Origin of the sequence: Alteromonas sp. 38, from assembly GCF_902506055.1 — a bacterium.
Lineage (GTDB): Bacteria > Pseudomonadota > Gammaproteobacteria > Enterobacterales > Alteromonadaceae > Alteromonas > Alteromonas lipotrueae.
Map to the genome: position 1 here is coordinate 2,061,143 of NZ_LR733300.1, position 12,673 is coordinate 2,073,815.

Here is a 12,673-nt window from a genome sequence, read left to right on the forward strand (position 1 = left end):
TTCATCATCGCTATATCATTGTTTGTAGTAAAAAGGGCTCAAAACCTTTTATCTCAACTATCTTTATCTAAAGTCAGTAATTTAAAAGATGAGTGAATGTTATTCGAAAGGTTTAGACGTATTGGCTTGCGTCTCATCGGATGAGTCTTGATAATATGCGCGATCATTTTCCTTAGTCTTATTGTGGGGTTGTCATAAATGCGGTCTTTTCGTTTTAGTTTGTTTGCCGTTTTGCTTAGCGTGCTTTGTTTAGCAGGATGTGGAGAAAAAGAAGAAGGCATGGGTCGCTATGGTATGTTGGCCGACAGTACGCCAGAGTATTCTGCAGTTACGTTTCTGAAAAGCGTTTATGAAGACGATAATCTTGATGTAGCCATTAGCCTGTCATCCGATCGTTTAGCGAGAATTCTGACTAATTACCACAGTAATAGAAATGTTCAGCGCCACCTTTTAAATTTAAAGTACGACTCTGTCGTTATTACCCCACAAAGCGGTAATAGTGTTGGCCGTTCTGAGTTCTCGGAAAAGGCAACGGTTACCGTATTTTTAAGTGGAATGTACGATAACGATAAAATTGAGGACTTGCGCAGCTTAGAGCTTATTAAAGAAGATGGTATGTGGAAAGTATCTCAAATACATCCAGATCATTTCATGTAATAAAAAAGGCTGTTCGAGTTATTCGAACAGCCTTTTGTGTAAGCTAGGATGCTTTTTAAATAAAGCCGCTTAGCGCCCTACCGCAACGCCTTCACGTCTTGGATCCGCACCGCCAATAATCTTACCCGACTTAATTTGAATACCATGTAAACCGCTGTTTAAGTCGACAACCTTTACATTATGCCCTAACGCTTTTAACGGCGCTTCAAGCTCAGCAATCGGCGTTCCCTTTTCAAGGGCTGTGTAATCATTTCGGTTAGTAATTTTAGGTAAATTAATGGCCTGCTGTATGTCTAATCCAAAATCCAACACGCCCACTAACGTTTGTGCCACGTAACTCACAATACGTGAGCCACCAGGAGAGCCTACTACGACTTCTAGCTCGCCTTCCTCATCGAACACCATTGTGGGGCTCATAGCGCTTCGTGGGCGCTTACCTGGCTCAACACGGTTGGGTACAGGGAAGCGATTCTGCGTAGGCGAAAACGAAAAGTCGGTTAATTGGTTATTTAGCAAGAAGCCACCAACCATCAAACCCGAACCGAACATAAACTCGATACTTGTGGTCATCGATACCGCGTTGCCCTCTTTATCGACGATAGAGAAATGCGAGGTGTTAGGCTGTTCCATGTTGCTGCCAAGACTAATATTGGCATCACCGTAAGGATTGCCAGCACGTACCCGTCGCCACTTCTTATCGGATGCAATACCTTCGGCACGGCGATTCAGATACGCGGTGTTAATCATGGCGGCAAAAGGTAGGTTGGTAAAATCACTATCCGCTATGTATTTTTCTCTGTCAGCGTAGGCCAGTGCGCTTGATTGAGTAAAAACGTTTGCGAATTCTACAGAGTCAGGCGTGAGGGTAGAAAAATCCTGCCCTTCCAACATTTTCAGAATTTGGTACACGTTTATACCGCCCGAACTTGGCGGTGCCATGCCACAAATCTGTTTTTCACGATACAAACCACACACCGGTTCACGTCGAATAGGTTCGTAAGCAGCTAAATCCTCTGTTGTCATTTGACCTGGGTTAATTGACGCAGAATTTACCGTTTTAACAATCTTTTCAGCTAGCTCGCCTTTATACAGATAATCAGTGCCGTTTTCGGCAATACCCTTCAACGTTTTAGCCAATTGCCTATTTTTACGTATTGCACCTTCTTTTAACGGAAGCCCAGCGGGAAAGAAGTAGGTGGAACTGGTTGGAAACGTTTTTAAACCTGGGTGGTAATCAAGGGCAATGAGCTTGGCCAGTCGTGGGGACACTCGAAACCCTTCGGTTGCCGTTTTGATAGAATCGTCAAACAGTGCGTTCCACGGCAAATTACCGAATTCACTTTGGGCAGTTTCCAGCGCTTTAATTGCGCCAGGTACACCTACCGATTTCCCGCCTACCACGGCATCAAGCCAACGCATGGGCTTATTGCCTTCAATAAACCAATGAGAGTTTACGGCCGCGGGGGCGGTTTCTCTACCGTCAAAGGTGTGCAGCACTTTGTTTTTATTGTCCCAATACAATATAAACGCGCCACCACCAATTCCAGAGGATTGTGGTTCAACAAGCGATAACATGGATTGCACAGCAACAGCAGCATCAATGGCGCTTCCACCTTTCGCCAATATATTTTTGCCTGCCCATGAAGCATATGGGTTAGCTGCTACCACCATGTAATCTTTAGCAGCAAAGGCTTGTTTGTCCACGTATCCCGTGGCAGCCTCTGGCTCCCCAACTTCTCTTACTTGTTGTGCACTTGCAGACACCAACAGGCAGCTTGAAACTGCAATGGCTAAAAGCGATGAACAGAACCATGAACCACGTTTCAAAATATGACTTCCTCTTTATTTAAATTTCTCCGGATTGATCGGACGTTTTGACAAAAACGCATCAAACGCTTCACGCGCAGCCTCTGAATCCATTGCTTGACCAAACACATCGAATTCAATATCCATATAATGGTGGGTAGATTCCACATCATTCTTTAACAGTGATTTGGTTTGCATCAATGCAAATGAGGGCTTTGACACCAGTTTTTTACACACCGATGCCACTTTCTCGGTTAACTCGTCGGCAGAATAGATACCGGTAATCAACCCAAACTGACACGCATCTTCTGTGCCAAATGGTTCGCCTAACATCAGCCACTCGCTGGCTTTTACATGCCCCGCCATTTTCGGAAGAAGATAACTTGAAGCAAATTCAGGTACAAGGCCTAAGTTGATGAATGGTAGAACAAATCGGGTGTTTGTCTCAGCGTAGATAAAATCACAATGTAATAGCATCGTCGTGCCTATACCCACAGCTACGCCATGAACCTGTGCGACTACCGGCACTTTACAGTTTATTAGCCCGCGCATAAATGCCGCAGACTCATTCACGTCATCTCCTTCTTTGCGCCCTGCAAAATCACTAATATCGTTACCGGAAGTGAAACAATCTCCCTCACCACGAATCAGCACAGTCTTGATACTATCGTCATTTTCAATACTGAATAATGCGTCAGCCATGCTCTGATACATTTCTCGGGTTAAGGCGTTTTTCTTCTCTGGGCGATTGATGGTGATCGTTAAGATCCCGTTTTTCTTTTCACTTAAAATTAGAGACATGTGTCACCTCTTTACGTTTTTATGATTGTTATATAGGCGGAAGCCGACAAAAAAAGCATTTTTACCGATAACGCTTCCCACCCTACTGGCAATTTTATGTATCATACCCAGCACACACGGATTACTAAAATAAATAACAATGATGATGTCACTACCGGTCTCACCTAAGTATAGCGTAGGCCCACTTATTTTAGCGCTTTGCGCTATCGTCGCTTTTTTCTTAGAGCCGCTCTCTGGTAAGTGGTTAGCTTACGATCGTTTCGCCATTCAAGGGTTGGAAACCTGGCGTTTATTATCTGGCAATATTGTGCACACCAATGGGTATCACCTGCTGCTGAATTTATCAGGCCTTACCTTACTGTGGGCGTTACACGGCGAACATTACCGAATAGGTCGTTTCTTAAAAGTATTTGTATGGTGCAGCTTAGGCACAAGTGCAGGTCTTTACCTTTTTTCTGAAGATCTTATTTGGTATGCGGGGCTATCAGGTGCGCTACACGGTATCTTCGTATGGGGCGCATTAATGGATATTATGAATAAGATGCGCTCGGGTTGGATTTTACTGGGCGGTGTTGCGCTTAAAGTGATTTATGAACAAGTATCAGGCAGTAGTGCTCAGGTTGCTGCACTGATTGACGCCAAAGTTGCCATCGATTCGCACTTATTCGGTGCGCTAAGTGGATTAATCATCTTCACACTTATGTGGCTAACCGCAAAAAAACGGTAGTTAACGAGTGAAATTGAATTAAGCGTGACAATACGGTTTCCTTTACTAACTACCACTAAAACAAAAACGCCCCTATATAGGGGCGTTTTTTTTATCTTAATAGCTGGCCTTAGCTAACTACAAATTCTCTTCGAATAACTTATAGATTCGGCGGTATTCATCTAACCAAGAGCTTGGTTGAACGAAACCATGTGGCTCTACAGGGTAAATAGCCGTTTCAAAGTCTTCCTTTTCTAGCTCGATTAAGCGCTGTACTAGTCGAACCGTGTCGTGAAAAAACACATTGTCATCTACCATGGGTGCATTGATTAACAGTGGTTTTTCTAGCCCTTCTGCAAAATAGATAGGTGAACTGCGCTCATAGGCAATAGGATCTACATCTGGGGTGTTAAGGATGTTTGACGTATAACCAATGTTATAGTGCGCCCAATCTGTTACTGGGCGAAGCGCTGCGCCAGCTGCAAAAAGATCCGGTGCGTTAAACATAGACATAAAGGTTAAGAACCCGCCATAAGAGCCCCCATACGTGCCTATTCGGTTGCGATCGACATTGGCGTTTTCTACCAACCAATTCACACCGTCTCGTAAATCTTGTACTTCAGGTGTCCCCATGTTGCGGTAAATAGCTGTGCGCCAATCGCGCCCGTAACCCGCCGAGGCACGGTAGTCCATATCAAGTACCACATACCCTTGTTGCACTAGCATGCTATTAAACATGTATTCTCTGAAATACAACGACCACCCTAGGTGGGCATTTTGCAAATAACCTGCACCGTGATTAAAGACTACTGCCTTAAGCGGCTTACCTGCTTGATAGTCTTTTGGTAAGTATACGCGGGCATAAATAGGGGCATCTGTGTGACTAGATGGAATGGCCACCACGTTGGGCACTGCCCACGGCATAGCGGTGAACGCGTCGCTTACCGTATCGGTAATTTTCATAGCCGCTTCATTGCTATCTACAGCTTTAACATAAAGCTCTGGAGGACGAGACACTTTGCCATGACTTAACACTAATGTGGCGTTATCCGGACTGAGTTTATACTCTGTTATACCGTTGAGGTTGGTTAGCGCTTCTACTTCACCGCCGGTAGTCTTCACACGATAAACTTCAAAAATACCGGGATGTTTACTGTTTGCGGTAAAATACATCCACATGTCATCGTTAGACAACGTTGGGTTATCGGTAACGAATGTACCTTGGGTTAATGCTTTTGGCGCTTGACCAGGTACTTGCGTATAAAGATGTGCATACCCTGAATGTTCAGACTGATAATACAAGGTTTCGCTGTTATTAAACCAACCGAAGCTGTTAAAACGATAGTTTACCCACGCATCATCATGTAGGCGATGTTGGTTCACTAAACGTTGGTTATCCAAGTCTACCGTGGCAATCCAGCGATCTTTGTTGTCCCAGGCCTCTACCATTACCGCAACTTGCTCACCGTTTTTATGCCAGCTTATAGACGGCTTTTGCCAGTTCCAGCTAGATAATAAGGTAATAGGTCTTGGTAAGCGGTTCACGTCATAACGCTCACCTTTAGCTTCAGCATTTTCAGTCTTTACATCGGCTAACACATCATCGTTATAGCCCGGTAAGCTAAAATAATTTAATAATGACTTTTCACCGCTAGCTAAGTCTAAGAGCCAAAGCTGATGATTAATGGGTTCAGCGTCAGCTACTTTTCTACGTACAGGCTTGCTCGCTATGCGGCTATCTTCCTGAATGTAGTGCGGCATAATGTCCCTATCATCACGAGTAGGCGTATCTGGCGTGGTCGCCACAATCGCAAAATTCCCTTTCGGGGATACACTCACGCCTACCAGTTTATGGGTTTTATCGAAATAAAAAGTATCGGGTGCAATGCTGGTGTTATTTGCCGCAAGCGTATCTTGCGCATTTGCTTTCGCTTCACGATCTTTGCGCTTTTTAGCAATGTATTGAATTAATGATTGTTGCTGCTCGGCAATATAATCTTTTGGCGCAGCGACTGGTTCTGGTTCATCGCTGAATGCCCAACTTACCAATTCTTCTCTGCTGCCGTTCGTTAGGTCTATGGCAATGGCGCTGTTGCCACTCAATGCCATTAAACGCCCATCAGTCATAAAAGATAGCGATGAGAGAAAGATACCACCACGGGTAAGTTGCACAACGTCATCATTGGCAAGTTGCACATATACGCTGTCTTTAAACCGGTAGGCAATGACGCCGTCTTCGCGCTCTGCCCGCTCATCGTATTTATATTGATGTAATTGAGATAGCGGTGCTTTTTCACTTTTATCCGCCGCATCAAGAGTTGCTATATAAACATATTTTAGCTTGCTGTTAGCTTGTTCTCTTTCGTAAACAATGTGACTACCATCAATTGACCACCCCATATTAGTCGGGGCTCTGCCTAACCATTGCGGATCTGCCATAATTTGCTTTAAGGTAATCTCACCGTTTTGCGAGTACTGTACAGGGCCCGGTTCAATATCAGGGGTGTAAGAAGCAATCGGTTCATTACGGTTACTTTTAGGTGCTCTAGATGAAAGGGTGTCACTTTGGGCGGAGCTTCTTTTAGCGTTTAATTCAGTAGTTGGATCTGTATTGGCGCATCCGCTAAGCAGAAGCGTAATACTAGAAGCTAAAACAAGGGAAGAAAATTTCTGCATATTAACGACTTTATTTTTTAGTTATGCTCGCATTATACCCAAAGAATTGTGTGATTGACTAATAGGCAGTAAACACTAGGTGTAATTTACTTAATCTATTAAAAACTCAATATAACGCTTTTCATAAAAAGCACGGCATAAAAAAGCCCCGCATAATATGCGGGGCAATCAAGCACACTCAACTTGGAACACACTTTAGCTCAAACGCACTCATTGCGTTTTGCTAACTGCATAGATTTAGTCAGCGCTTTTTGGGGTTAGTTCAATTATTTTACCCTTCGCATTAGCGATACTTTCGTGAGCACCGTCTTCACCCATGCTAAGTCCTTCTGCGTAAACAAATTTTACATCAGTAATACCAATGAAATTTAAAAAATGGGTTAAATAGCCTGTTTGTGTATCGTAATCACTGCCTTCGTAGAGGCCGCCTCGACTAGCAAACACTTTAGCTTGTTTGCCTTCTAGTAAACCCACCGGCCCTGTTTCGGTGTACTTAAAGGTAATACCCGCCCGTGCGACACGATCGAAATAGGCTTTAAGCGAAGAAGGAATACCGAAGTTATACATGGGTACCGCTAGCACAATTTCGTCTGCAGCTTGAAGTTGTGCAACCAGATCGTCGGAAACCGCGGCCAAACTTTTCTGAGAGGCAGAACGTTCGCTGGTGTCTGTCATCCACGCTTGCATTTCTTCACTCGTTAAATGTGCCAACGCTAGTTTTGCAACATCAACTTTTGTTACCGATATTTCGCTGCCTTCTAGTGATTGAAGGTAGAAGTCAGCAAGCTCAGTTGATTGACTGTTTTCGCCATTGAGGCTTGAATACACAACAAGAATAGACGTCATAATATTTCTCCTATTAGTTAGTCTGTAAATAATAGGAGAAAATAAATCGAATCTATATTAGGAAAAAACCCACCTAACGTTCTATTTTAAATGACGAACGATCCATACCACAAAATACGCTAGCGCAAAATTTTCTAGTGGAGATTCTTAGCTGAATATTAGTGAAAGCATATCTGAGGGGAGGATTGAGAGGGCAAGAAGCTGATCCTCTCATTGCTAACCCAGAATCAATCGAGTTTGCCACAACACAACTAAGAGAATTAATGCGATGAAAAGGATCTAGCTACTTCTTGCAAAATCGATATTACCATCACTTTTTGTTCGTTACTGCTCCGATGACGAACAAAAAGTGAAAATAACGTTAAATCAATGAAGCCGACAATTTAGTTATCTGCGTATTTGCGGTCGAAAGCCTTAGAAAAATCATTAATAAGATCGTCGGTATCTTCAATACCTACCGAAATTCTTATCATGGTATCGGAAACCCCCATGGCTTCACGTTCTTCTGCCGTATTTTCGAAGTAAATTGTTGGGGCCACTGGTAATGCCAACGTGCGATTATCACCTAAGTGCGTGGCGCAAATGACCAACTCTAGGGCATTTAGAAATTGAACAGGGTCGATATCATCAACAAGGTTAAAGCTAAGAATAGCGCCATAGCCTCTTTTCAATTGCTCTCTTGCCATAAAGTGCTGCGGGTGACTAGCCAGCCCAGGGTAAAATACGTGTTTTACTTTGGGGTGGTTGTCTAAAAACATAGCAAGTTTTTGTGAATTCTCACACGCTCTAGCAAGGCGCAAGCTTAATGTTTCTATACCTAACGCTATGGCTGTCGCAGACTGAGGTGCCAGCGTGGCGCCTAAATCCCGTAACCCTTTTTTCTTAATTTGGGTTAAACCCCATTGCGCTTCATCGGCAACTTGGTAAGCGCTTTTAATGTTTCCAAAGCCTTTCCAATTGAAAAGGCCGGTATCAATCACTGCACCACCGAGCACATTTCCATGACCAGAAATATATTTAGTCAGTGAGCAAAATATTAACGACGCCTTCAGATCTTTAGCATAGAAAAGCGGAGGCGGTGTCATGGTGTTATCTACCATAAACAAAATATTACGCTCTTCGCAATATTGACCGATAGCACGTAAGTCAGCAACCTGGGTCACCGGGTTAGCTACCGTTTCCGTATAAACCCCTTTCGTATTGGGTAAATATGCTTCTTTGACGTTCTGGATATCGGTAACATCAGCGAAGGTAATTTGTACACCATAGTCGGCCAGAGTATCGAAAAAGCTTCGTGTGTTTCCAAACAAGTATTGGCTAACAATAAGATGATCGCCAGCTTTTAAAAGAGAAAACAACGTACTACTAATGGCAGACATACCCGTTGAGAAGCACAGCGCCCCTAAACCGCCCTCAAGATCGTTAAGCATATTTTGTAATGCGGCAACCGACGGAGAGGATGAGCGAGAGTATACGTGGGCTGCACGCTTGCCCTGAAAAGCATCAATGATACCTTGGGCATCAGAAAATTCGAAAAGTACAGAATTAGAAGTGCTGGTGTGCACGCCGCCATGCTCTGGAGTATTGAGCACACGATCTGCGTGAACCTGCCGGGTTGTAAATCCCTGTTTTGACACGGGTGAACGCTCCGTTACGTTAGCTGGTTATACAGTTTTTTGGATAATGGGCGCAAACGTTAGCATAAAACGCATAAATAGTTTGCATTTGTTCTTCAATATTGTCGATTTGGTTAATTATTGGGCCAAGAACAACGGTTTTTGTGGCGTAATCAAGTCCTAGCAGCTGAATGGGAATATTGGCCTCTTTGGCTATGTACATAAAACCGGTTTTCCATGGAAATACGCCCTTGCGTGTCCCTTCTGGTGCCAAAGCTAACACCACTTCTTCACTGCCTTGTATTTGCCGTACAATATTATTTACCACCCCATGAGCTTTACTTCGTTCAATGGGTATGCCGCCAAGTTTCCTAACGATATAGCCTAAAGGGGGCGTAAAAATGGTGTGTTTACCAAAAAAGTTAACCTTAATGCGCAATGCAAACACCACCAGTATGCCAATAAAAAAATCCCAGTTCGAGGTATGTGGCGCTACGGCCAATATCACTTTTTTATCGTTGATGAGCTCACCTTCCACGCGCCACCCCCGTTTAGTTAATATAAAACTGCCGCAGGCACTTAGCCAATGTGGCCATTTGCGTGGTAACTTATTGCCCACTAACTGATGATGAATCGTTTGTTTCATTCTTGTTATTCTCTTACTACGTTTTAGCGGGTAAGCATAAAAAAGTTAGCAGCAATCCACCACCTTTACGTGATATTGAATACTGTAATAGTGTTCATTATTCACCACAGTCAGCGAGTTAAGTTGTATATGTGCATATTGTTTATTGCAGTAGACCAAAGTCAGGAATTCCCCTTAGTAATCGCGGCAAATAGAGATGAATTTCACGCTAGACCTACCGCGGCATCTGGCTTCTGGGAAAATCACCATCATGTACTTGCAGGCCGAGACTTACAAGCAAATGGCACCTGGATGGGCGTTACGCGTAACGGAAAACTAGCGGCTTTAACCAATATAAGAGCTCCGGAAACGATTAAAGTCGATGCAATTTCTCGCGGCGCTTTAGTCGCAGACTGGCTTATAGATGAAGTACTTAAACAGCCCACTTACCTTGAAGCTTTACGCGCAAACCGGCACCAGTATAACGGCTATAATCTGGTTTATGGCGATGTGAAATCACTGGCGGTTTATAACAACTTCGAAGACACCCACGCTACGTTAACCCAAGGTGTCTATGGTTTATCCAATGCGAACTTAACAACACCTTGGCCGAAAGTCACCAAAGGAATAGCGTCGTTAACCGACTACGTGAGACAGAATAGTAAGCTCGACACTGAGGCACTTTTTGCTATTTTGAAAGACGAAGCGAAAGCGTCTGATAACGCTCTCCCCAATACAGGCATTGGGTATGAATGGGAAAAACGTTTGTCGTCCATTTTTATCCAATCACCAGAGTATGGCACACGCACTTCTACCCTGCTTCTTGTTGATAACCACCAGCGAATACATTGGTATGAACGCACTTTTAATACACAAGGTGGTGTAGAGGGTAACCAACATTTCACTATCGACTAAGCATTGCCTAAGCGGGCGGTAACGCATAAAGGTGGAAATCAAAGCAAGTATGAGGTGTATTAACAGAGACGGGTTTTTGTGATGTGTATTTCGTTTTACACTACAAATACCGATTTAATGACATATTTTCTACTATAAAGGGTCGTTTTTTCTACCATCGGTGGCATAATGCGTGCCTGCTATTTTTTGCATTGCAACGAGGACATATCGTGTTTGAAGTATTACCCCAACTCGCCCCAGATCCAATTCTTGGTTTGTCAGCTGCTTATCGTGAAGATCTTAATTCTCATAAAATCGACTTAGGTGTCGGTGTTTATAAAGATGAGCAAGGTAATACCCCTATTCTTACTAGCGTAGCGAAAGCGCAACAACTGTTGTTAGAACGTGAAACCAGCAAAACCTATATTACGCCACAAGGTAATCAAGGTTATATCGACAACATGCTTACTTTGCTATTAGGCAAGAGCAGTCCTGTATTGCTTGCTGACCGTGTTGCCGCGGTTCAAGCCCCGGGTGGTTGTGGTGCACTTCGCATTCTTTCAGAATTACTGGTTCGTTGTAACGAGAACGCTAAAGTATGGGTAAGCGACCCAACCTGGGCTAACCACATTCCATTAATTGGATCGGCTGGTCTTAAAATTGAAACCTATCCGTACTTCGATAAAGCGTCTGCTAGCATTCGCTTCGATGCCATGATGGATACCCTTCGTGGTGTTGAGAAAGGCGATATCGTGTTACTTCACGGTTGCTGCCACAACCCAACGGGTGCAGATTTGACTAATGCACAGTGGGACGAAGTATTGGCCGTTGCTAAAGAGCGTGAGTTCCTCCCCTTTATTGACGTTGCTTATTTAGGTTTTGGTGAAGGCTTAGATGAAGATGCGTATGGCCTTCGTCTATTGGTTGAAAACCTACCAGAAGTGATTGTTGCGGCGTCTTGCTCTAAAAACTTCGGTTTATACCGTGAGCGTGTTGGTCTTGCAGCTATCATTACTGCTGACACGGCCACGCGTAAAATTGCACAAGGTCAAATTCAATCTATTGCTCGCGGTATTTACTCTATGCCACCTAGCTACGGCGGTGCGTTGGTTGATATTATTCTGTCTGATGAAGCGCTTAATCAAGAATGGGTAAATGAAGTAGACGAAATGCGTAACCGCATGAAGTCTCTACGTGCCATGCTAGTTAAGAATCTTCACGACAATGGTTCGCCAAAAGACTTCAGCTTTGTTAACGATCAAAAAGGCATGTTCTCGTTCTTGTGTATTACACCGCAGCAAGTGCGTGAAGTGCGCGAAAAGCACAGTGTTTACTTCGTTGACTCAAGCCGCGTGAACATTGCGGGTATCAACACAGAGAACGTTGAAACATTAGCGAAAGCCTTAGTCTCGGTACTTTAAGCACGTGGTACTGTAAATCTCAGTACGATAAATACTCGGTTTTTAGTTACACATAAAAAAGGGCTGCGTGAAAACGCAGCCCTTTTTGTTTGTATCAGTCGCTTGGCTATCTCTTGTGGGCAATCCCGCTAGTACTATCTCTTTTTAAATAGTGCACACTAACGCGTGCCTGCGGTAATCATCCTATCTAACGCATTAGCGAAATTCTGTTTATCTCGCTGAGAAAACGCTTTAGGGCCACCCGTGTGTTCACCGCTTGAACGCATGGTATCCATAAAATCTCGCATAGTGAGCGCAGCGCGAATGGATGATTTGTCATACTCATCGCCCCGGGTATTCATGGCTTTGGCGTTCTTGGCCAGAATATCGGCAGCCAAAGGAATATCGCCGGTTATCACCAAATCACCGGCTTCTATCTTTTCAACAATATAATCATCTGCGGCATCAAAGCCAGAAGGCACGATAGTTAACGTAATGTGTTTATCTGGTGGAACAGACATAGAATGATTAGCAACTAAAGACAAAGGCAGGCCGGTACGTCGGGCTGCCTTGAAAAGTATGTCTTTAATTACACTGGGACACGCATCTGCGTCAACCCATATATGCATGGTAAAATCTCGTTAGC

11 protein-coding genes are annotated in these 12,673 nt (G+C 43.8%); 4 read left to right on the top strand and 7 right to left on the bottom strand.

Annotated elements, in window-relative coordinates:
- The first annotated feature begins 198 nt into the window (after positions 1–198).
- A complete protein-coding gene (locus tag FLAVO9R_RS08910) occupies positions 199–657 on the top strand; it encodes a hypothetical protein (protein ID WP_159530590.1) in 459 nt (152 codons plus the stop codon).
- 69 nt (positions 658–726) lie between these two features.
- Here the strand turns inward: FLAVO9R_RS08910 and ggt are convergent, their stop codons facing one another.
- Together ggt and FLAVO9R_RS08920 are read right to left on the bottom strand one after the other, a co-directional pair.
- A complete protein-coding gene (gene ggt / locus FLAVO9R_RS08915; protein WP_159530592.1) occupies positions 727–2,484 on the bottom strand; it encodes a gamma-glutamyltransferase in 1,758 nt (585 codons plus the stop codon).
- A gap of 15 nt (positions 2,485–2,499) precedes the next feature.
- Entirely contained in the window at positions 2,500–3,264 is a 765-nt protein-coding gene (locus FLAVO9R_RS08920; RefSeq protein WP_159530594.1) for an enoyl-CoA hydratase, read from the bottom strand.
- A 142-nt stretch (positions 3,265–3,406) separates the two neighbouring features.
- On the opposite strand from FLAVO9R_RS08920, the gene rrtA reads away from it, so the two are divergent.
- Positions 3,407–3,991, top strand: coding sequence for a rhombosortase (rrtA, locus tag FLAVO9R_RS08925; RefSeq protein ID WP_159534524.1), 585 nt, complete (start codon positions 3,407–3,409; stop codon positions 3,989–3,991).
- A 117-nt stretch (positions 3,992–4,108) separates the two neighbouring features.
- Here rrtA and FLAVO9R_RS08930 read toward each other — a convergent pair whose 3' ends face one another.
- The 4 genes from FLAVO9R_RS08930 to FLAVO9R_RS08945 form a co-directional block, all read right to left on the bottom strand.
- Positions 4,109–6,646 carry a S9 family peptidase gene (locus FLAVO9R_RS08930; RefSeq protein WP_159530596.1) on the bottom strand — a complete coding sequence of 846 codons (2,538 nt, stop codon included), beginning with the start codon at positions 6,644–6,646 and terminating at the stop codon, positions 4,109–4,111.
- 237 nt (positions 6,647–6,883) lie between these two features.
- Complete coding sequence (locus FLAVO9R_RS08935; protein ID WP_159530598.1) at positions 6,884–7,492, bottom strand: FMN-dependent NADH-azoreductase; 609 nt, start codon at positions 7,490–7,492, stop codon at positions 6,884–6,886.
- Positions 7,493–7,875: 383 nt separating this feature from the next.
- The gene (locus FLAVO9R_RS08940) at positions 7,876–9,129 is read right to left on the bottom strand and encodes a cystathionine gamma-synthase family protein (RefSeq protein ID WP_159530600.1); all 1,254 of its coding nucleotides are present in this window, start codon (positions 9,127–9,129) and stop codon (positions 7,876–7,878) included.
- Between the two features lie 19 nt (positions 9,130–9,148).
- Positions 9,149–9,754 (bottom strand): 1-acyl-sn-glycerol-3-phosphate acyltransferase, encoded by a 606-nt coding sequence (locus tag FLAVO9R_RS08945; RefSeq protein ID WP_159530602.1) that lies wholly within the window; start codon positions 9,752–9,754, stop codon positions 9,149–9,151.
- Between the two features lie 129 nt (positions 9,755–9,883).
- On the opposite strand from FLAVO9R_RS08945, the gene FLAVO9R_RS08950 reads away from it, so the two are divergent.
- On the top strand, positions 9,884–10,648 hold the full coding sequence (locus tag FLAVO9R_RS08950) for an NRDE family protein (protein ID WP_159530604.1): 765 nt from the start codon (positions 9,884–9,886) through the stop codon (positions 10,646–10,648).
- A 209-nt stretch (positions 10,649–10,857) separates the two neighbouring features.
- Entirely contained in the window at positions 10,858–12,048 is a 1,191-nt protein-coding gene (locus tag FLAVO9R_RS08955; protein ID WP_159530606.1) for an amino acid aminotransferase, read from the top strand.
- Positions 12,049–12,206: 158 nt separating this feature from the next.
- Here FLAVO9R_RS08955 and FLAVO9R_RS08960 read toward each other — a convergent pair whose 3' ends face one another.
- Positions 12,207–12,656 carry a YaiI/YqxD family protein gene (locus FLAVO9R_RS08960; protein WP_013784278.1) on the bottom strand — a complete coding sequence of 150 codons (450 nt, stop codon included), beginning with the start codon at positions 12,654–12,656 and terminating at the stop codon, positions 12,207–12,209.
- Positions 12,657–12,673: the final 17 nt, after the last annotated feature.